Source organism: Candidatus Methylobacter oryzae (assembly GCF_003994235.2).
Classification (GTDB): domain Bacteria; phylum Pseudomonadota; class Gammaproteobacteria; order Methylococcales; family Methylomonadaceae; genus Methylobacter_A; species Methylobacter_A oryzae.
This window is the reverse complement of sequence record NZ_RYFG02000097.1, coordinates 1-20,335: the sequence shown is the minus strand read 5'-3', so window position 1 is coordinate 20,335 and position 20,335 is coordinate 1. Positions and strand designations below refer to the sequence as shown.

General features: G+C 45.1%; 17 protein-coding genes. 14 read left to right on the top strand and 3 right to left on the bottom strand.

Annotated features, from left to right (window positions below):
• Positions 1-9: 9 nt before the first annotated feature.
• On the top strand, positions 10-1,494 hold the full coding sequence (gene lpdA / locus EKO24_RS11460) for a dihydrolipoyl dehydrogenase (protein WP_127029295.1): 1,485 nt from the start codon (positions 10-12) through the stop codon (positions 1,492-1,494).
• Positions 1,495-1,891: 397 nt separating this feature from the next.
• On the top strand, positions 1,892-4,522 hold the full coding sequence (locus tag EKO24_RS11455; RefSeq protein ID WP_127029296.1) for a glycosyltransferase family 2 protein: 2,631 nt from the start codon (positions 1,892-1,894) through the stop codon (positions 4,520-4,522).
• A gap of 67 nt (positions 4,523-4,589) precedes the next feature.
• Here the strand turns inward: EKO24_RS11455 and EKO24_RS11450 are convergent, their stop codons facing one another.
• The gene (locus EKO24_RS11450; protein WP_338324007.1) at positions 4,590-5,252 is read right to left on the bottom strand and encodes an SOS response-associated peptidase; all 663 of its coding nucleotides are present in this window, start codon (positions 5,250-5,252) and stop codon (positions 4,590-4,592) included.
• Between the two features lie 44 nt (positions 5,253-5,296).
• Between EKO24_RS11450 and EKO24_RS11445 the strand changes: the two genes are divergently transcribed.
• The 4 genes from EKO24_RS11445 to infA all read left to right on the top strand — a co-directional run bounded on the left by EKO24_RS11445 (position 5,297) and on the right by infA (position 9,259).
• Positions 5,297-6,199 carry a 1-aminocyclopropane-1-carboxylate deaminase/D-cysteine desulfhydrase gene (locus EKO24_RS11445; RefSeq protein ID WP_127029310.1) on the top strand — a complete coding sequence of 301 codons (903 nt, stop codon included), beginning with the start codon at positions 5,297-5,299 and terminating at the stop codon, positions 6,197-6,199.
• Positions 6,200-6,245: 46 nt separating this feature from the next.
• Positions 6,246-8,333, top strand: coding sequence for a polyphosphate kinase 1 (gene ppk1 / locus EKO24_RS11440; protein WP_127029298.1), 2,088 nt, complete (start codon positions 6,246-6,248; stop codon positions 8,331-8,333).
• Entirely contained in the window at positions 8,330-8,863 is a 534-nt protein-coding gene (gene def, locus EKO24_RS11435) for a peptide deformylase (protein WP_127029299.1), read from the top strand. The genes ppk1 and def overlap by 4 nt, the downstream gene beginning before the upstream one ends.
• Before the next feature lie 177 nt (positions 8,864-9,040).
• The gene (gene infA, locus EKO24_RS11430; RefSeq protein ID WP_006889822.1) at positions 9,041-9,259 is read left to right on the top strand and encodes a translation initiation factor IF-1; all 219 of its coding nucleotides are present in this window, start codon (positions 9,041-9,043) and stop codon (positions 9,257-9,259) included.
• 55 nt (positions 9,260-9,314) lie between these two features.
• Here infA and clpA read toward each other — a convergent pair whose 3' ends face one another.
• Together clpA and clpS are read right to left on the bottom strand one after the other, a co-directional pair.
• Positions 9,315-11,588 (bottom strand): ATP-dependent Clp protease ATP-binding subunit ClpA, encoded by a 2,274-nt coding sequence (gene clpA, locus EKO24_RS11425; RefSeq protein ID WP_127029300.1) that lies wholly within the window; start codon positions 11,586-11,588, stop codon positions 9,315-9,317.
• Between the two features lie 12 nt (positions 11,589-11,600).
• Positions 11,601-11,924 (bottom strand): ATP-dependent Clp protease adapter ClpS, encoded by a 324-nt coding sequence (clpS, locus tag EKO24_RS11420; RefSeq protein WP_127029301.1) that lies wholly within the window; start codon positions 11,922-11,924, stop codon positions 11,601-11,603.
• Between the two features lie 198 nt (positions 11,925-12,122).
• Here clpS and EKO24_RS11415 point away from each other — a divergent pair, with 198 nt between their 5' ends.
• The 8 genes from EKO24_RS11415 (at position 12,123) to smbP (ending at position 20,138) form a co-directional block, all read left to right on the top strand.
• Positions 12,123-12,584 carry an NUDIX hydrolase gene (locus EKO24_RS11415; protein ID WP_127029302.1) on the top strand — a complete coding sequence of 154 codons (462 nt, stop codon included), beginning with the start codon at positions 12,123-12,125 and terminating at the stop codon, positions 12,582-12,584.
• A complete protein-coding gene (gene mnmA / locus EKO24_RS11410; protein ID WP_127029303.1) occupies positions 12,577-13,692 on the top strand; it encodes a tRNA 2-thiouridine(34) synthase MnmA in 1,116 nt (371 codons plus the stop codon). Before EKO24_RS11415 ends, mnmA begins: the two co-directional genes overlap by 8 nt.
• On the top strand, positions 13,682-14,107 hold the full coding sequence (locus EKO24_RS11405; protein ID WP_127029304.1) for an SAM-dependent methyltransferase: 426 nt from the start codon (positions 13,682-13,684) through the stop codon (positions 14,105-14,107). The genes mnmA and EKO24_RS11405 overlap by 11 nt, the downstream gene beginning before the upstream one ends.
• Positions 14,104-15,396, top strand: coding sequence for a KGGVGR-motif variant AAA ATPase (locus EKO24_RS11400; protein WP_127029305.1), 1,293 nt, complete (start codon positions 14,104-14,106; stop codon positions 15,394-15,396). Before EKO24_RS11405 ends, EKO24_RS11400 begins: the two co-directional genes overlap by 4 nt.
• Positions 15,393-16,841: a hypothetical protein gene (locus tag EKO24_RS11395; RefSeq protein WP_127029306.1), complete on the top strand. Its 1,449-nt coding sequence runs from the start codon at positions 15,393-15,395 to the stop codon at positions 16,839-16,841. The genes EKO24_RS11400 and EKO24_RS11395 overlap by 4 nt, the downstream gene beginning before the upstream one ends.
• A gap of 54 nt (positions 16,842-16,895) precedes the next feature.
• Positions 16,896-18,260, top strand: a complete 1,365-nt coding sequence (gene purB, locus EKO24_RS11390; protein WP_127029307.1) for an adenylosuccinate lyase — start codon at positions 16,896-16,898, stop codon at positions 18,258-18,260.
• Between the two features lie 155 nt (positions 18,261-18,415).
• Complete coding sequence (locus EKO24_RS11385; RefSeq protein WP_127029308.1) at positions 18,416-19,627, top strand: O-antigen ligase family protein; 1,212 nt, start codon at positions 18,416-18,418, stop codon at positions 19,625-19,627.
• 175 nt (positions 19,628-19,802) lie between these two features.
• On the top strand, positions 19,803-20,138 hold the full coding sequence (gene smbP / locus EKO24_RS11380; protein WP_127029309.1) for a small metal-binding protein SmbP: 336 nt from the start codon (positions 19,803-19,805) through the stop codon (positions 20,136-20,138).
• The last annotated feature ends 197 nt before the right edge of the window (positions 20,139-20,335 follow it).

Genomic DNA, 20,335 nt, shown 5'->3' with positions numbered 1-20,335 from the left:
GAGCAGAATATGGATGCTAAGCCAACGATTAATGAATCTAATCTACATGCCGAAGTCCTGGTGTTGGGCGGCGGTCCCGGCGGTTATACGGCGGCGTTTCGCGCTGCCGATTTAGGCAAGCAAGTTGTATTAATTGAGCGCCATCCGGCTCTCGGCGGGGTATGCCTGAATGTCGGCTGTATTCCGTCCAAGGCGCTGCTGCATATCGCACAGATTGTTCATGAAGCCGAGGAATTCGAACAGCATGGCCTCAGTTACGGCAAGCCGACTTTCGACATAGACAAGATCCGCGCCTGGAAAGAAAGCGTCACTAAATCACTGGTTGACGGTTTGGGCCGTTTGGCCAAGCAGCGTAAGGTTACTGTGGTCCAGGGTACCGGAAGTTTTACTTCGGATCATACGGTTGAGGTGAAAACCGAAGCAGGCGTGCAAAATGTCAGTTTCGACCAGGCGATTATTGCCGCCGGTTCGCACGCTACCAAGATTCCTGTTTTCCCGAATGACGACCCGCGTTTGTGGGATTCGACCGATGCACTGGCATTGCGCGAAATTCCGAAGAAGCTATTGATTGTCGGCGGCGGCATCATCGGTTTGGAAATGGCTACGGTTTATCATGCGCTCGGTTCCGAAATCAGTGTAGTCGAGTTGATGGATCAGATTATTCCCGGTTGCGATAACGACTTGGTTACTCCGTTGTTCCGGCGTATCAAGAAGCAATATAAAAATATTTGGCTGGAAACCAAAGTGACTTCGGTCGAAAAAGAGCAGGACGGCCTGAAAGTTTCGTTTGACCGCGCCGGTTCCCAACCGGCTAGCGGCATACACACCATCCCTGGCGATAAAGGTAAAGGCGCGCCGGAATCAGCCGTATTCGATGCAGTCTTGGTCGCTGTAGGCCGAAGACCTAACGGTAAGTTGATCGGTGCCGAGCTGGCAGGCGTTAATGTCGATGAGCTTGGATTTATTGCTGTCGATAAGCAGCAGCGCACTAACGTTCCGCATATCTTTGCGATAGGCGACATAGCCGGAAATCCGATGTTGGCGCATAAAGCTTCCCATGAAGGCAAAGTTGCCGCTGAAGTTGCGGCCGGTTTAAAGGCCGGGTTCGACGCGTTAACGATTCCGGCTGTTGCCTATACCGATCCTGAAGTGGCCTGGATGGGGCTAACTGAAAATCAGGCTAAACAGCAAGGCATTGATTATGATAAAGCGGCTTTTCCTTGGGCGGCCAGCGGACGTTCATTAAGTTTGGGGCGCAAGGAAGGCTTGACCAAAATACTTTGCGAAAAAGGAAGCGGCCGGATTCTCGGCGCGGGCATGGTCGGTCCTAATGCCGGTGAATTAATTGCCGAAGCGGTACTGGCTTTGGAAATGGGTGCCGATGCCGAAGATATCGGCTTGACTGTCCATGCACACCCCTCGTTATCCGAGACTTTCGCTTTCGCTGCCGAAATGATCACAGGCTCGATTACCGATCTTTATATTAAAAAGTAAGCTCTAAAAATATATTGCCTACAGGGAGGTAGGCGACAGGTTCCGTTTTCGATATTGAATTTTTTCTTTAGCCGGCAACAAGATTTTCGGTGGTTTTCAAAAATAAATAAATTCTTACTCAATTTAGAACCTGTGTAAAATATTTAGCGGGCTGCGTCTATTACGTAATCCTAGAAATTTTTATTGCCCAAGTTAAAAATGCGCGAATATTTTGGTAATGTCCCTGCTTATATCCAAGGGGCATGGGTAGGGTTTGAGCAGGCAGGCTGCTCAACTCAGCTTTATATAACTGTACGCAAAGGAGCGTGAGCGGAAGTTTTACAGTATGAGCGTTACAAATTTTTAATTTTCAATCAAATATTATTTTCCCAGTCCAGCAGGATAATCGAGCACCTAAATGAAAACCAAGATAGTTACTGTCATTGCACTCGCTCTAATCGTATTTATTAATTTCAGTATTTGGAGTTACGTTAACAATCCCCTGCAATTGCAACCTTGGACCAAAACCACTATGGGCGTCACTTATGACCCCCACAGAAAGCAGGACACGCAAACAAGCGACAGCTTTCCCAGCGAAGCCGATATCGATCATGACTTAAGCTTGCTGGCCAATAAAGTTCACGCCGTTCGTACATACAGCGTACTTAAGGGCTTAGATAAAATTCCTGAGTTAGCCGCTAAACATAATTTAAATACTACCGTCGGCGCTTGGATTGACGGTAATCTTGAAAAGAATCGACAAGAAATAGAAACCTTAATTAACGTCAGTAAGCAGGATAATCCCAACATAGTTCGTGTTATGGTCGGTAACGAGGTTTTGCTGCGTGCTGAGATTCCCCCTGAGCAGTTGGTTGAATATATTCGGGAAGTAAAAAAGAACACTTGGCGTCCGGTTAGTACATCCGAAACATGGGCTGAATGGATGAAGCACCCTGAGCTGGTTAATGAAGTCGATTTTATAGCGGTACATATTCTGCCTTACTGGGAAGGCATTGCGGCCGAAGATGCGGTTGATTATGTTTTTGACCGTTATCATGCCGTGCAAAAGGCCTATCCGAATAAACCTATCGTCATCACCGAAGTCGGTTGGCCTTCGGACGGTCAACCTTTTAAGCATGCAACCGCTTCAATATCCAATCAGGCAAAATTCCTACGCGAATTTCTTAATCGGGCCGATGCGGAAAAAGTTACTTATTACATCGTTGAAGCGTTCGACCAACCGTGGAAAATGTCGATAGAAGGTTCGGCCGGAGCTTATTGGGGAATTTTTAATGCGGATAGACAGCCAAAATATCCGATGGATGCCGACGTTATTGCCATGCCTAATTGGGAACATTGGGCAACGGGAGCGGCTATTTTCAGTGTCGTGTTAATGGCCTTGTTTTTGTTCACCCGCAGCAGCATGAAACTGCCCGGCCTATTGTTTTTCGGCTTGATTGCCAACCTTGCGGCATCAACGATTTTCTGGTCGGTGTCGATTGGCGCGCAGCAATATCAAACTAACATCACGATAGTTTTCTGGGGCATTCTGGTATTGATGCAGGTTATGGCTGCGGTCATCTTGTTGATCGAAAGCTTGGAAATAGCCGAGGTTATCTGGCATCGAAAAACGGCCAGGACTTTTCAGCCGCTTACGCCATCTCCCGATTTTAAATATCCCAAGGTATCGCTGCATTTGCCGATCCATAATGAACCGCCGGAAATGGTGCGCATGACGCTGGAAGCACTGGACAAGGTAGATTATCCTAACCTGGAAGTGTTGGTGATGGATAACAATACTAAAGATCCTGCGGTTTGGGAGCCGGTAAAAGCGGATTGCGAACGTTTGGGATCAAGATTCAGATTCTTCCATTTGGAAAATTGGCCCGGCTTTAAAGCGGGGGCGATCAATCATGCGTTGGATCAAACCGCTCCCGATGCCGAAATTATTGCAATTATCGACAGTGATTATATTTTGTCGCCGGATTGGCTCAACTGCATGGTGCCTTACTTCGACAATGAAAATGTCGGCTTTATACAGTCGCCTCAGGATTATCGCGACCGTGATCAAAGCGCCTTTAAGTCTTTTTGCTACTGGGAATATGCCGGCTTTTTCAACATCGGCATGGTGCAACGGAACGAGTATAACGCCATCATCCAGCATGGCACCATGACTATGATCAGAAAGTCCGCGCTGCTTGAAGTGGGCAAATGGTCGGAATGGTGTATCTGTGAAGACAGCGAGTTAGGTTTGCGCTTATATGAGGCAGGTTATGATTCGGTTTATGTCAAAGATTCATTTGGGCGCGGGGTGATGCCCGATACTATGTCAGGCTACATGACTCAACGCTATCGTTGGGTTTATGGCGCGATGCAAATTATTAAGGCGCACTGGCGCAACTTTTTGCCTTCTAAAGAGCCTAAGCTGACTCCAGCCCAGAAGTATTATTTTATTGCCGGCTGGTTGCCATGGTTTTCAGATGCGCTGGCATTAGTATTTACCATAACCAGTTTGATTCTGACTGCGGTAATTCTTTACGATCCGATACATAGCGAACTTCCGGCCAATGCATTTTTATTGCCGACTGTCGGTATTTTCAGCTTTAAAATTATCCGCGGCTTATGGTTATATCAGGCTCGTGTTCCTTGTTCCGTTTGGCAATCGTTAGGCGCATCGCTGTCGGGATTGTCCTTGACCCATACCGTTGCGAAAGGCACCATACAAGGCCTGTTTACGTCGGGCAAGCCGTTTATGCGTACCCCCAAGTTTGAACAACACGGGGCTTTATTAGCAGGCTTGTTCACTATACGCCAAGAGTTGCTGCTGCTGACATTGTTAAGCGTGGCGATTGGGATGATGGCTTCGCTGGAGCATTTCGATAATTTTAGCGGCAGACTGTGGATAGCTATTCTTTCTGTGCAGGCAGTTCCTTATGTTGCTGCGCTGTTGACGGTATTAATCAGCATAGCGCCGGACTATAAAACCGAGCCGGCTGTAAAAAAATCGGCTGCTAAAGCGAAATCTAAGTCCAAGAAGAAAAAGAAGTAGTATCAGCTTTAAATCACTATCACGAAGACACGAAGCAAGTTTCGTGTCTTCGTTCTAATCAGGCTGTTTATCTTAAACAACTTTCATCGTTATGCCGGGGATTGTTTATCCGTGTGCTAACCGGCGTAACCTGCATGCAGATGTAGGCATCCGCAGCTAGAAAATCAGTCATCTCGACAGCTGTGCTTTTTTTATCCAGCCAGCGCTTGTAATCGTTGGCTACGATGATAACCGGCATTCTGTCATGAACAGGCGATATTTTTGCATCGGCAGCGGTGGTTATAATCGTGCATGAATAAACCGTTTCCTGGTCATGTTGCCACTGTTCCCATAAGCCGGCAAAAGCGAATAAGGAATTGTCCGGTTTGTGTATATGGTAAGGTTGTTTGCTTTTTGTCGTCTGGGATGATGTGCGTGCCGCAAGCGTGTCGTGAACAGGAGCGGCGTCAGCCGATTGCCATTCAAAAAAGCCGGTAGCAGGGATCAAGCAGCGCCGGTGCCTATAAGCATTTCTAAATGATGCTTTTTCAGTTAAGGTTTCCGCTCTGGCATTGATTAAGCGGCTGGAAATTGCACGGTCTTTTGCCCACGATGGAATTAATCCCCAGTGTAAATTAACGGCCTTGTTGCTGCCGTTTTCCAATTCTACGATAGTAAGAATTTTTTGCCCCGGAGGAATGTTGTAGTCAGGATTGTGTAGGGGTAAACTCAGCAATCCGAAATGATCCATAATTTGTTGCCCGGTTGCAATTAAGTTATAACGTCCGCACATATATGCACCTCGAACTGATAAAGCTGGAGAAAACTTTCAATCCGTCAATTCTAACAAGAATTGATGATCCGCTGTTTAGGCGATACCAAATTGAGTTGTGGATGAAGCGCGATGATTTACTGCATCCAGTCATTTCCGGCAATAAATGGCGAAAGCTTAAATATATACTTGATCATGCTCTGACATTAGGAGCGGATACGCTGATCAGCATGGGTGGGGCGTATTCCAATCATTTGCATGCTTTGGCTTATGTCGGTAAGGTATTGGGGATGAAAACTGTCGGGCTTATTCGCGGTGAGCGGCCTGAAGTGCTGACTCCAACTTTGCAGGACATGGCGGAGTGGGGGATGGAGCTGAAATTTGTATCTCGTACTGAATATAGGCAACTTAGGCAATATAAAGGCTATTATGATCTACCCGGCTTGAAGCCTCGGCATTATTGGCTGCCGGAAGGCGGGGCGCAGGCTTTGGCATTGAAGGGAGTTGCTGAGTTGGTTGACGAAATGGAAATTTCATACGACACGCTTTGTGTCCCTTCCGGAACAGGAACGACTCTGGCGGGCATTATTGAAGCGGTTCCTGAACAAGTGTCGGTATTGGGGGTTGCTGCATTGAAAAACGCTGGTTTTTTAACGGCGGAGGTTGAAGGTATATTGTCACAATCCCGTAATAACTGGCAGATAAACTTGGATTACCATTTTGGCGGCTTCGCTAAAACCAATGCCGAATTGAATGCATTTATTGAAGACTTTGAATTAAAAACGACAATTCCTCTTGAACCTGTCTATACCGGCAAAATGATGCATGCCGTCTACGATTTAATCAAAAAACGCTACTTCAAGCCCGGCCAGCGCATTATCGCAGTGCATACCGGAGGCTTGCAGGGGAAAAGAGGGTTTAGTTAATGCACACTAAAACACAATACCAATTGATTTTGAATCTGAGCACAGCATGGACATAAACGAAACAGAAGAAATAATCGATCTTCAAAAACCGGACCTATACATTAATCGTGAACAGAGTCTATTGGAGTTCAATAAGCGAGTTCTGGCGCAAGCGAAAGATGAGAGAGTGCCGTTGTTGGAGCGACTTAATTATTTGTGTATTTCTTGCTCTAATCTTGACGAGTTTTTCGAGGTTCGCGTAGCGAGTGTTATTCAGATGGCGGCCATCGATCCAAAGGCCGTCGGTCCTGATGGATTAACGCCTAATGAACAGTTGGACTTGATAGCCGTTCATGCCCATCAGTTGGTTGAAGAACAATATAAAGTTCTTAACGAGATTCTGATTCCCAAACTGGCCGATGAGAATATTCATTTCATTCGCCGCAAGGAGTGGAGCGAAGCGCAGCAAAAATGGCTGGAGGCCTATTTTAATGACGAGTTACTGCCGATTTTAACGCCGGTCGGGCTGGATTCCGCTCATCCTTTCCCACGTATTCTCAACAAGAGTTTAAATTTTATTATTTCTCTTACCGGAAAAGACGCATTCGGCAGAAATAGTGGGCGAGCTATTTTACAGGCGCCTAGGGCGCTACCTCGCATCATTCAATTGCCTGCCGAGGAAACCGGTAGCGGGCCAGCGGATTTTGTGTTTTTATCGTCGATTATTCATGCGTTTGTAGATCAGTTGTTTAACGGGATGAGCGTTAAAGGTTGCTATCAATTCAGGGTTACCAGAAACAGTGACTTTTTTGTCGATGATGACGCTATTGACGACTTATTGCTAGCCGTGGAAGGCGAGTTGGCAATGCGTAACTACGGCGACGAAGTTCGTCTGGAGATTGATGCCAAATGTCCGGATGAGACGGTTACATTTTTATTGGACCGTTTTGAAATGAGCCGCGATCGATTGTTCTTGGTGCATGGTCCTGTTAACTTGAACAGGATTCAGGAAATTAATGATTTGGTCGCGCGGCCCGACCTTAAATTTCCTTCATTTAAACCCGCTGTGCCGCAACAGCTGGAGCGCAGCAAAGATATATTCGCGGCGATTAAACGTCACGATATTTTGCTGCATCACCCGTTTGAATCCTTCTCTCCGGTTGTCGAGTTCATTCGGCAGGCAGCGGTTTCTCCTGACGTTTTGGCTATCAAGCAGACCCTCTATCGTACCGGAGCGGATTCGCCGATCGTCGCCGCGTTAATAAAGGCAGCGAGAGCCGGTAAGGTCGTAACGGTCGTTATCGAATTAAGAGCCCGGTTTGATGAAAAAGCTAATATTGATCTGGCCTCCAAATTGCAAGAAGCGGCTGTGCATGTGGTCTATGGCGTAGTGGGTTATAAAACCCATGCCAAAATGTGCCTGGTATTGAGAAGGGAAGGGAAGCAACTGCGTAATTATGTGCATGTGAGTACCGGGAACTATCATCCGAAAACTGCACAAATCTATACCGATTATGGATTGTTTTCCTGCGATAAAGAGCTGGGCGAGGATGTGCGGCGCGTATTTGCGCAGTTGACCAGTTTGGGAAAAGTTACCAAGTTGAACAAGTTATTGCAGTCGCCATTCACCTTGCATAGCGGGTTGATAGAGAAGATTGAGAGGGAAATATTTCACGCGAAGAACGGAAGGCCTGCAAAAATAATTATTCAAGTGAACGCGGTTGTTGAAGAGCAGTCTATTCGTGCTCTTTACCGCGCCTCACAGGCCGGGGTTGAAGTTAAATTAATTGTCAGGGGCGTATGTTGTCTAAAGCCTGGCGTTGCTGGTGTATCTGAAAATATAGAAGTACGATCCATTATTGGACGGTTTTTGGAGCATGCGCGAGTTTATGCATTCGAGAATGGCGGTGATAGAGAGGTTTATGCCTCCAGTGCAGATTTGATGAATCGCAATATGTTTCGGCGAGTTGAAATATGTTTTCCAATTGAGAGTAAGAGATTGCAAAACCGGATATTGCAGGATCTGAATTTGTATCTAAAAGATAATACTCAGGCTTGGCTTTTACAGCCTGACGGAAGCTACCGGCAAATGCAAAGAACCGACAATGAAGAACCGGTTCAAGCCCAGACTATGCTTATGCAGGAGTTTCAATGACTACGGTGCGGGATATTGCCCAGTTAGGAGCAAAGGTGCTCAGGCAAAAAGCCGAGGCTGTCGCTGATGTGCATGACGTTGAGATTTGTCAAATAATAGAAGCTATGCATAACACTTTGGCAACAACCCAAGGAGTTGGTATTGCAGCGCCCCAGATCGGCGAATCAAAGCGGATTATTATCGTTGCTTCACGGCCTACGCCTCGCTATCCGTCAGCACCATTAATGGAGCCGACTGTGATGATTAATCCCCGTTTTGAGGCGTTGTCGGAAACGCAAGAAAAAGGTTGGGAAGGTTGTTTAAGTATTCCTGGGATACGCGCTTTAGTGCCGAGGTATCAGGAAATAACTATTTATTACACCGATCGGCGTGGTAGCTCAGTATCGTCAAAGCTAAGCGGGTTCGTGGCGAGAGTTTTCCAGCATGAAGTCGACCATCTGGAGGGAAAGACTTATTTGGACCGGGTTGTGGATAATACGGATATTTTTTCAGAAAGTGAATATGTTAAATTGGCCGATAACATGCATTAATGAGATGGCTTCCGTTACGCTGAGGCTATGGTTTGGGGGTATTTGAAAATTCTCCGGCTAAGTTTGTGTGTCGGCAATGATGCTTTGTGAAAAACAAATACTATCATCTGACAGACTTCTGTTGTTAAAAACCCGCTTATGCTATAATTGGCAAATTTAACTATTAGGACATTATATATGGCAAAAGAAGATCAAATTGAAATGGAAGGAAAAGTAATTGACACTCTCCCAAACACGATGTTTCGCGTTGAACTGGAAAATGGTCATATAGTGACGGCACATATTTCAGGAAAAATGCGCAAGCATTATATTCGTATTCTTACCGGGGACAGTGTTAAAGTTGAAATGACTCCTTATGATTTAACCAAAGGTCGTATAACATTCCGTATGCGTTAATCCTGTATGCAGGATTAACGCAAATTCCTTGAATAGCTGCGCGCGGGCTGCCGTATTAAAAATTGGCTTCAGAGACAGTCAAGTCAGCGCTTTCTATAGCGAAGTTCAGTTCATTATCCTTCACGTAAATTCGCACATGTCCGCCGTGCGCTAATTCGCCAAACAATAAATCGTTAGCTAGAGGTTTTTTGATTTTCTCTTGAATGAGTCGTGCCATCGGCCTAGCTCCCATTTTTGGGTCGCAGCCGTTTTCAGCCAGCCATAAGCGAGCGTCGGGGTCCAATGCCAGTGTGACATGCTTGTCTGCCAGCAAGGCTTCCAGTTCAAAGATAAATTTGTCAACTACATGGCCGACAATCGAGATGTCCAATGGTTTAAATTGAATAATAGCGTCCAGACGGTTACGGAACTCGGGCGAGAAGCCTTTTTCGATAACCTTCATGCTGTCGGAGGCGTGATCTTGTTGTGTGAAGCCGATAGAAGCTCGGCTGCCTTCTTCTGCGCCGGCATTGGTGGTCATCACTAGGATGATATTGCGGAAGTCTGCCTTCCGGCCGTTATTATCGGTTAACGAGCCATGATCCATCACTTGTAATAACAAGTTGAATACATCCGGGTGGGCTTTTTCCAATTCGTCCAATAGCAAGACTGCATGAGGATGCTTGGTCACTTGTTCGGTTAACAACCCCCCTTGATCGAAGCCGACATAGCCTGGAGGCGCGCCGATCAGTCTGGAAACGGTATGCCGTTCCATGTATTCCGACATGTCAAAACGAATCAATTCAACGCCCAGTACCTTAGCGAGCTGCCGTGTTACTTCGGTTTTACCTACGCCGGTTGGGCCTGCAAACAGAAACGAGCCGATAGTCTTCTGTGAATCCCTTAAGCCCGCACGCGATAATTTTATCGCTGATGACAGGGCTGAAATCGCTTCGTCTTGTCCAAATACCAACATTTTCAAGTTTTTTTCCAAGTTACTGAGTTTGTCAATATCATTGGAAGATACCGATTTTGCCGGTACTCGGGCTATTTTGGAGACTATTTCTTCTATTTCGGCAACATCAATCAGCTGTTTGCGATCCGCCTCGGCAGTCATGCGTTGTTTGGCCCCCGCTTCATCGATAACATCAATGGCTTTGTCGGGCAAATGCCGGTCGGTAATATAACGGTCTGCCAGTTCCGCTGCTACGCGTAATGCATCGGAGGAATATTTAACGTCATGATGTTCTTCAAAGCGCGATTTAAGGCCTTTTAAAATTAAGACTGTATCTTCAACAGACGGCTCAAGCACATCGACTTTTTGGAATCTGCGCGCCAACGCATGATCTTTTTCAAAAACGCCACGGTACTCTTGATAAGTGGTGGAGCCTATGCAGCGCAACTGGCCGGAAGCCAGGGCCGGCTTAATTAAATTCGATGCATCCATGACTCCGCCGGAGGCCGAGCCCGCGCCGATAATAGTGTGGATCTCGTCAATAAACAGGATTGAATCCGGCTCCTTATTAAGCTGGGTTAAAAGCGCTTTAAGCCGTTTTTCAAAGTCTCCCCGATACTTGGTGCCGGCAACCAATGCGCCCAAATCCAGAGAATAAATCACGCTGTTCATCAGCACGTCCGGAACTTGTTCTTCAACAATCCGCTTTGCCAAGCCCTCTGCAATGGCTGTTTTACCGACTCCCGCTTCGCCGACTAATAAAGGATTGTTTTTTCTGCGGCGGCAAAGTGTCTGGATAGTACGCTCAACTTCCAAGTCCCGACCGATTAACGGATCGATTCGGCCTTTTGAAGCTTCTTCGTTGAGATTGGTGGTGTATTTATCCAATGGACTACCCGCAGCTTCCGCGTCAGGGTTGTTTGATTCTGCCGATCGGCCGTTTGGAGAGTCGTTTTCAGGATCAATTTTCGAAATGCCGTGAGCCAAGTAATTGACCACATCCAGTCTGGAAATATCCTGTTTGTTTAACAGGTAAACCGCATGGGAATCCTGCTCGCTGAATAACGCTACAAACAAGTTGGCGCCGGAAACTTCTTTCTTGTCGGATGCTTGCACATGAAAGACAGCGCGTTGAAGCACTCTTTGAAATCCCAGGGTAGGTTGGGTTTCCCGTTGAATGCCCATTGGGATCAGCGATGTGGTTTCATCTATAAATTGCGTCAATTGGCCCCGTAGCGCCTTAATGTCGCAACCGCACGCTATCAAAATAGGCTGTGCGGAAGCATTATCCAGCAACGCCAGCAGTAAATGCTCAACTGTAATAAATTCATGCCGTTTGTCATGTGCATTTTTAAAGGCATTATTTAGTGTAATTTCAAGTTCTTTGCTTAACATATATTCTCCAGCCTACACTTCTTCCATCGAGCACAACAACGGATGATGGTGTTCTCGTGAATAGTCATTAACTATATATACCTTGGTTTCAGCGACGTCTTTGGAATACATTCCACAGACACCCACGCCTTGCGTATGTACTTGCAGCATCACCTGAGTTGCCTTTTCTTCAGACATGGCAAAAAAGTCCATTAAAATCTCAATTACAAAATCCATGGGCGTAAAATCATCATTTAACAAGATAACCTTATATAAAGGCGGCCTCTTCAGTTTAGGTTTGGCTTCCTGAACAGCCAGGCCACCATCTTTGTCTTTGAATGGATCAAAATCGGACATAATCGTAAACAGTAAATTATTTAGGGTTCTAACATAGTGCCAATCTAGGTGAATTTCAACTCTTATGTTTACTAATAGAATAAACAAAATTCATACAAAAGCTTAACAAGCCTGCGTCTTCCTTATATAACTCTTTTTTACCAGCATAATATCTCCAAATCTAGTAAAATATTAAATTTATATAGTTGGAATTCGGCAATGGTTTGGAAGCCACACGTTACAGTTGCTGCGGTTATTGAACAGGACCAGCGTTTTTTATTAGTAGAGGAAGAAACCTGCAATGGGCTTCAGTTTAACCAGCCGGCTGGACATCTTGAAGAGGGCGAGGATCTGATTGCAGCCGTTAAACGTGAAGTACTGGAAGAAACCGCTTGGCAATTCGAACCCGAGCACATTGTAGCCGTTCAGCTTTGGCGAAAGAGTCCAGATTTTCCCAGCTTTGTCAGGGTCTGTTTTTCCGGTCGTTGCCATTCACATAATCCGACACAAAGACTGGATGACGGCATAGTTGCCGCTCGCTGGTTGACGCGCGATCAAATTGAAGCTGAACGGCATCGTCTGCGTAGTCCCTTGGTGCTTATCAGCATAGACGATTATCTCGGCGGGCAACGCCATCCCTTATCTTTACTTAAATCATTTATCGATCTTGACCATGAGTAAAAAAATAATCGTCGGCATGTCCGGCGGTGTCGATTCTTCGGTAACCGCTCTGCTGCTTTTGGAACAAGGCCATCAAGTTACCGGTTTATTTATGAAAAACTGGGAAGAGGACGATGGCACCGAATACTGTACGGCAATGGAAGATCTTGCCGACGCCCAGCAGGTTTGCGATAAGTTAGGTATCGAATTAAAAACCGTGAATTTTGCCGCCGAATATTGGGATGAAGTATTTGCAGTTTTCTTGTCCGAATTTAAAGCCGGCCGTACGCCCAATCCCGATATTCTTTGCAACAAACACGTTAAATTCAAGGCTTTCCTGAATTATGCGACTGAAGATTTGGGTGCTGAATATATCGCCACGGGCCATTATGCGCGCGTGGCTTCGTTCCCAAGCCAGAGCTATGGGAACGAGGATGAGTTCTTCTTGTTAAAAGGCTTGGACCCGAATAAAGAACAAAGTTATTTTCTTTACACGCTGGGACAAAAACAGTTATCGCGTACCCTGTTTCCGATAGGTCATCTGCATAAACCGGAAATCAGGGCCATGGCTGAGAAAGCCGGCTTTGCCAACAGCCGGAAGAAAGACAGCACCGGTATCTGTTTTATCGGCGAACGTAAATTCACAGAATTCTTGCAACGCTATCTGCCCACGCAGCCCGGCGAAATGCGCACTCCGGAAGGTCAATACATCGGCAAACATCACGGCTTGATGTATTACACGCTGGGGCAACGCCAAGGCTTGGGCATAGGGGGCGTTAAAAATGCGCCGGACGAGCCATGGTATGTATTGGAAAAAGACCTTGAAAATAATGTATTGATCGTCGGGCAAGGACACGATCATCCGTTGATGCTGCACAACATGCTGGAAGCCAGCCAGCTTGACTGGTGCAACAACAGGCCGTTGACCAAACCGATACGTTGCAGCGCCAAGACCCGCTATCGCCAGGCGGACCAGCCTTGCTATTTGGAGCCGATAGGCGATGACAGATGCAGAGCCGTTTTCGATCAGCCGCAAAGAGCCATTACCCCAGGGCAATCCGTTGTTTTTTACGATGAGGAGATATGTCTGGGCGGCGGGATTATTGAGTCGAAATACAATGAAAACTGATTTTAAAAATGCTTATGTTCGGCATCAGAAAGATGCCAATGACTTATTTAATAACAAGCGTTATGCCAATGCCGATCATTTATATGGGTTAGCTGCTGAATGTGCTTTAAAAGCTGTAATGATAGGGCTAGATCCTTCTCTTGTGGATGAAAATGGAGATTTACTAAATCAAGGGGATAAAATACATATTAATAAATTGTGGCAACATTTTGGATTTTTTCTTCAAAACAGAGTTGCGTCCCCATATTTGGCTCATTTGTCACCAAGAAACAATCCATTTAACAATTGGAATGTTAACTCTCGCTACGTCCATGAAAAATATTTTGTTAAAAATAATACCTTACCTCATCAAGCGGCGGTAAATAATAATATATCTAATTTAATTGCCACAGCAATCGGAAACGGTATTTTATGAATAAGGTAAGATTTCAAGATGCATTAAATAAAGCCATTCAATTTATTAAAGAAAATGATGCTTTGTTGAGTCAAAAACCTATCATAATTAGAGATATTTATGGTTGTATTAATGTTATTTTGCAATGCAAAAAAAACAGGAATCATAAGGCGCTAGCGGATCAACTTTTTAAATCTTTAGGAAGTTTTGCCTATTCTGCAGATTCAATTTTTGTTTACCCGGAAGATTTATTTGCTATAGATAGCCTTATTAATTCGCCCGATAAAATAAAAATTCCAGAAACCAATCCCGCCATTTATTTATTAGATCGCCAAGTTACCGGGCAAGACTGGTTGCGCCAACCTATTCAGGATGAGCATCCGCCACGCGCCACTTTATTCGGTATTAAAGGCGGAGTCGGGCGTTCCACCGCTTTAGCTATTTGGGCGTGGGATTTAGCCAAGCAAGGTAAAAAAGTGCTGGTTGTCGATTTAGACCTTGAATCGCCTGGAATAGGACAAATTTTATTACCTCAAGAACAGTTGCCTGACTTTGGTGTGGTTGATTGGTTAGTTGAAGAGGCTGTCGGGCAAGCGGATGATTCATTGCTGCGAGACATGGTTGCAACCAGCCCGCTGGCAGAAACCGCTGAAGGTGTGATTCGGGTTGTAACGGCCGCAGGAAGCAAAGAGCAGGATTACATTGCTAAACTGTCAAGAGTTTACATGGACATTAATCAAAATGGAGAAATACTCGATTTTGCGCATCGCCTTGCTCAATTGTTACAGCAACTGGAAGCCCAGGAAAAACCGGATATTGTCTTGCTGGATAGCCGCGCCGGTATTCATGACATAGCAGCCATAGCAGTTACCCGCTTAACCGATATGGCATTTTTGTTTGCCATTAACACGCCTCAAACTTGGCAAGCATATCGTTATTTATTTTCCCACTGGCAAAAATGGAATATCAATTTAGCGGCATTTAGAGAAAATTTGAAAATAGTGGCCGGGATGGTTCCTGAATTAGGCAGGGAAGATTATATTTCCAGGTGTCGCGAATCTGCATATGATTTATTTTTAGATACTATCTACGAAGAAACAACGGCAGAAGAACTGGATAGGTTTAATTTTGCGCCGGGAGATAATTCAGCGCCTCACTTTCCGGTTGAAGTCTTGTGGAACATAACGTTTCAAGAATTTAATCCGCAATCGGAAGATTATTTCAGAATTAACCGAGCCCAATTAAGTGCCTGTTACGGTAATTTTTTGCAGACAGCCACTCAACTTGTTTTAGGCGAATATAGCTCATGAACGTTTTTCCGGTCGACTCACTACGGCAAGCTTTTCTTGCATTGCCCGAACAACAGCAACAATCGGGCGACAAACCCATCGACATGCGTTATTTCTACGTGCCATCCAGCCATGCCAAAGCGTTGCATCCCGACAACATGTTAGTTGAAGGTATTCGTGGCGCCGGTAAAAGTGAATGGTGGCTGGAACTGCAAGACCCCCAGCGCCGCCGATTGGTCTCTGACTTATCGCCTCGTGCTGAGTTAGCCAATATCGAATGCTATGCCGGATTTGGTCAAACTCCTTCCGAGAATTATCCTAATAAAAAGATATTATCCGCTTTATTGAAAGAAACTGAGGCTCAGACTATTTGGCACACCATTGTGGTTTGGAATATCTTAGGTGAAAAAGATTTTGGATTGACCAGTGATTCATTATGGTCGGAAAGAATCGGCCATTATCAAGATCATTATGAAAACTTGTATCGAAAATTAGTGAAAATTGATAAACAGTTGGGCCAACAGGAAAAAAAATCCATTGTCTTGTTTGATGCGTTAGACCGAACTGCCGATGATTGGAAATCGTTAAAAGATTTATTGAGAGGTTTATTGCAAGTAGCTTTAGATTTTCGTTCATTCAACGCCATTCGTTTAAAAATATTTGTTCGACCTGATATGTTGGAAGATCCATATGTATATTCGTTTCCCGATGGCTCAAAAGTCATTTCTAATACGGTCAAATTGGAATGGAACAAGTTAGAGTTATTTAATTTGTTATGGCAATATTTAGGAAACGCGCCACAAGGCGGCAAGCAATTTCGCGATAGTTGCAGAAAGCATTTTAGCCAACAGTGGAAACAGCATGATTTAGGTGTTTGGATGATCCCTGAAAATATGCGTAAAGACGAAGCTATACAAAGCAAAATTTTTCATGCTTTAGCGGGCCAATGGATGGGAAACGATGCCAGAAGAGGTAACACTTATACATGGTTGCCTAACCACTTGGGAGATAGCTACGGCAAAGTCAGCCCGCGCAGTTTTTTAGCCGCGCTACATGTGGCGGCTACAGATAATATTGTTAAAGATCAAACCTATCCTTTGGGTTATCTAGCGATAAAAAAAGGTGTACAAAAAGCTTCTGAAATTCGTGTAAATGAATTAAAGGAAGATTATCGTTGGATACAACTATTAATTACTCCTTTAAAAGGCATGAGCGTTCCTTGTCATTTTGATTCTATTGAAGGTTCTTGGAAACAATATAATGTCAAGGAAGAATTGAAAAATTTAGAAGATGAAGGGGTACGTTTACCTCCCAGCCGTTTAGAACAAGGTTATAAAGGCATTAAACAGGATTTGGTTGATTTAGGTATTTTTGAAGTGATGAAGGATGGGCGAATTAACATGCCGGACGTTTATCGAGTGGGTTACGGTTTAGGTAGAAGAGGTGGCGTAAAACCTGTTAGATAAAACTAAGCATTTAAATTATTTTGTTCCACACTTTTTTAAAACTCGGATAATCTCATGACTAATTTTGCCCTAACTGCTATTTCCCCTATTGACGGCCGCTATGCCGACAAAGTCGAAAAACTGCGACCCATTTTCAGCGAATACGGCCTAATTCGTTTTCGCGTGTTGGTTGAAGTGCGTTGGCTGCAAGCTTTGGCTAATCATCCGTTGATCGTCGAAGTCAGTCCGTTTAGTGATGGCGCAACGCAGATATTGGACAACATCGTCAGCAATTTTTCAGAAGCCGACGCGCAACGCGTCAAGGACATCGAAAAAACCACCAACCACGATGTCAAAGCCGTCGAGTATTTGCTGAAAGAAAAAATAGCCGGTTGCGCCGAACTGGAAAAAGTCAGCGAGTTTATCCATTTCGCCTGTACTTCGGAAGACATCAACAACTTGTCTTATGCGTTAATGCTGAAAGAGGGCCGCGAAGTCATCCTGGCGCAGATCGGCGACTGTATAACGGCGATCAAGACCGTTGCTTCGGAAACTGCTAACCAGCCGATGCTGTCGCGCACCCACGGACAATCGGCTACACCGACCACCACAGGTAAAGAATTCGCCAACGTTGCCGCGCGGATGCAACGCCAGCAAGCCCAACTGCAAGCCGTAGCGTTGTTAGGCAAAATAAACGGCGCGGTAGGCAATTACAATGCGCATTGCGTGGCCTATCCCGATGTCGATTGGGCCGTGTTTAGCCGGGATTTTGTTGAATCACTCGGTCTGCAATTTAATCCGTATACGATCCAGATTGAACCGCATGATTATATTGCCGAGTTTTTCCATGCCTTGTCCCGATTCAATACGATTCTGCTGGATTTTGACCGCGACGTTTGGGGTTATATTTCCCTGGGCTACTTCAAGCAAAAAACCATTGCCGGCGAAGTCGGTTCTTCGACGATGCCGCACAAGGTCAACCCGATTGATTTCGAAAACTCCGAAGGTAATTTGGGATTGGCCAATGCGATATTCGGCTTCTTGGCCGAAAAACTGCCGGTATCTCGCTGGCAGCGGGATTTAACCGATTCAACCGTTTTAAGAAATATCGGCGTCGGCATTGCTCACACTTCTATCGCCATCCAAGCCAGTTTAAAAGGCATATCCAAGTTACAGATTAACGCTGAAGCGATTGAAGCCGACCTGAACGCCAATTGGGAAGTATTGGCTGAGCCGATACAAACCGTGATGCGTCGATACGGCATTGAAAAACCTTATGAGAAATTAAAAGAGCTCACGCGCGGCCAACGCATTACGCCCGCGCAGATGCAGGCATTCATTGAAAAACTGGAAATTCCTGCTGAAGCTAAAGCGATACTGCTGGAGCTGACGCCCCGCAATTACACCGGTTACGCGGAAAAACTGGCCAAAGAAATTTAAAATATTTAGAAAAACATTTCTATCCGTCGGTTGAAAACGCTGAGGCATGGTCTGTTTAGAAAAATATAAAGCTATCTGGCATGGAGAGAGCGTTGAAAACAGCAAGAATCTCAAGCATCAGTGCATTTATTAACCTTGGCGATAGTGTTTAGATTATGTTGTCTTATTCAGTTATTAGTGAAAAAGCGCTGACTCTCTGCCGCTGGCTGGCCATCGTCGCCGCTATCGCTTCGCCAATATCGACGGCTGTAACCAGCGTTGCCAGCATTGCGATGTTATTGGCCTGGCTGGTTTCAGGACAGGCAATCCATAGTCTGAGGATTTCTGCCGAACAACCGGCCGGTAAAATGTTGTTGCTGTTTTTGGGCTGGTTGATGATCGGGACTTTGTATGCCGATACGACCTGGAGCGATAAACTCGATACTTTGCTGAGCTGGAAAAAATTAGCCTTTACTTTTGTCTTGCTCGGTTTGTTTTATCAAACTCACTGGAAGCGCCGGTTTGTTAAAAGCTATTTGACCATAATGATTACTGCGGCCTTGATCGCGGCGCCGCTATGGCTTGCCGATACGACGATAAGGCCGGGGCGGGAAGCCGGTATTTTCATGACCAATTATGCGTCGCAAAGCATGGCCTTCATCGCTGCAACAGTTTGCTGCGTTTTCTTATTCAATCAGCCGTTATCCGCGCTGAAAAAATGCTTGTTAGCTGCGGTTATTGTTTTATTCGTATTTAATATTTTCTTTGTCAGTCTGGCTCGTAGCGGCTATATCGCCTTGCCTTTAGCGATGGTATTTGCCGTTTCTTGCATGTACGGCTTTAGAAAATTGCCTCGAATTCTTGGCGCGGCAGGTATTTTGTTAGCAATTATCGTATTGTCCTCGACGACCGTACAGCAACGGATAGAAAAAGGGTTAACGGAAAAAGGCTCTTATCAAGTTAGTGAAGGACCTACTTCTATCGGTATAAGGATGGTTTTAGCCAAGAACACAATCGCTTTAATCAAACAAAAACCGCTATTCGGTTACGGCACCTCATCGTTTAAAACAACCTATGGTTCGCATGTGGCAACCCAATATTCGGATTGGCGAGCGGAAGCTATTTCAGACCCGCACAATCAATATTTATTTGTCTGGTTGGAAAACGGTTTGATCGGATTGTTATTGTTTCTGGGCTATATAGTTGTTGTTATCCGGCAGGGGCTATCCTGTCCTCCTTACGGAACCATGGCCGCAAGTTTTTTAATTGCCGTGTGCGCTTCCAGTTTGTTTAATTCCCATTTTAAAACTTTTGCCGAAGGTAATTTGCTGGCCTTCTTTGTCGGCATTCTATTAGCTCAGCATAGCGCTAATACAGAAAGAGAGTAAGGGCTGATAATCCCGTTTACCACTATTAAATTTATGGGGATTGCAAAAAAGACGGCATGGGGTAAAAATATAAGCGTCGATTCGTAGCTGTTTTTAAAAGAAAAATAAATAAATCCAAAGATATGATATCGGCGACAAATTAAATATAAATAAACATAAATATGAGGAAAGAATTATGAATAAATTAGCATCCGTGTGTGCAGGCTTATTACTTCTTTTAAGTACTTCTGTTTTCGCTGAAGAGAATGCGGCTTCAGCATTGGAACACGCCAAACAAGCAGTGACTCATGGTAAAGCGGGTCATACATCAACCTTAGTCGAACACGCAAAGGCTGCATTGGAAGATTCGTTGACAGCCGCGATAGTGGCCAAGGGCGTGGCAAAAAATCATATAGAAGCCGGTTCTAAAGAATTGCAAGAATCTATCGATCACGGTACTTTAGGTCACGTAGGCAAGGCAACCGCGCATGCTGAAGCAGCTGTAGAACATCTTAAAGCAGCTAATAAGTAGTAAATGATGTGGCGTTAGAGAAAAGGGCGAATTATTCGCCCTTTTCTTTCTGTAGTTAAACATGATGTGGAGTATTGATATTCATCGTTACTCCAACATGATCAAACTTAGAACTTACGCATTGACAGCCGGTATAGAATATGAGGCATGAACTAACCCTAGGCAACGGAAGGCCCGCCCGTGATAAGAAAAATAAG

What these genes read in the sequence shown, in the direction of transcription:
- lpdA (WP_127029295.1), top strand. Translation starts at nt 10, where the DNA reads ATGGATGCTAAGCCAACGATTAATGAATCTAATCTACATGCCGAAGTC.
- EKO24_RS11455 (WP_127029296.1), top strand. Translation starts at nt 1,892, where the DNA reads ATGAAAACCAAGATAGTTACTGTCATTGCACTCGCTCTAATCGTATTT.
- EKO24_RS11450 (WP_338324007.1), bottom strand. Translation starts at nt 5,252, where the DNA reads ATGGATCATTTCGGATTGCTGAGTTTACCCCTACACAATCCTGACTAC.
- EKO24_RS11445 (WP_127029310.1), top strand. Translation starts at nt 5,297, where the DNA reads ATGCACCTCGAACTGATAAAGCTGGAGAAAACTTTCAATCCGTCAATT.
- ppk1 (WP_127029298.1), top strand. Translation starts at nt 6,246, where the DNA reads ATGGACATAAACGAAACAGAAGAAATAATCGATCTTCAAAAACCGGAC.
- def (WP_127029299.1), top strand. Translation starts at nt 8,330, where the DNA reads ATGACTACGGTGCGGGATATTGCCCAGTTAGGAGCAAAGGTGCTCAGG.
- infA (WP_006889822.1), top strand. Translation starts at nt 9,041, where the DNA reads ATGGCAAAAGAAGATCAAATTGAAATGGAAGGAAAAGTAATTGACACT.
- clpA (WP_127029300.1), bottom strand. Translation starts at nt 11,588, where the DNA reads ATGTTAAGCAAAGAACTTGAAATTACACTAAATAATGCCTTTAAAAAT.
- clpS (WP_127029301.1), bottom strand. Translation starts at nt 11,924, where the DNA reads ATGTCCGATTTTGATCCATTCAAAGACAAAGATGGTGGCCTGGCTGTT.
- EKO24_RS11415 (WP_127029302.1), top strand. Translation starts at nt 12,123, where the DNA reads ATGGTTTGGAAGCCACACGTTACAGTTGCTGCGGTTATTGAACAGGAC.
- mnmA (WP_127029303.1), top strand. Translation starts at nt 12,577, where the DNA reads ATGAGTAAAAAAATAATCGTCGGCATGTCCGGCGGTGTCGATTCTTCG.
- EKO24_RS11405 (WP_127029304.1), top strand. Translation starts at nt 13,682, where the DNA reads ATGAAAACTGATTTTAAAAATGCTTATGTTCGGCATCAGAAAGATGCC.
- EKO24_RS11400 (WP_127029305.1), top strand. Translation starts at nt 14,104, where the DNA reads ATGAATAAGGTAAGATTTCAAGATGCATTAAATAAAGCCATTCAATTT.
- EKO24_RS11395 (WP_127029306.1), top strand. Translation starts at nt 15,393, where the DNA reads ATGAACGTTTTTCCGGTCGACTCACTACGGCAAGCTTTTCTTGCATTG.
- purB (WP_127029307.1), top strand. Translation starts at nt 16,896, where the DNA reads ATGACTAATTTTGCCCTAACTGCTATTTCCCCTATTGACGGCCGCTAT.
- EKO24_RS11385 (WP_127029308.1), top strand. Translation starts at nt 18,416, where the DNA reads ATGTTGTCTTATTCAGTTATTAGTGAAAAAGCGCTGACTCTCTGCCGC.
- smbP (WP_127029309.1), top strand. Translation starts at nt 19,803, where the DNA reads ATGAATAAATTAGCATCCGTGTGTGCAGGCTTATTACTTCTTTTAAGT.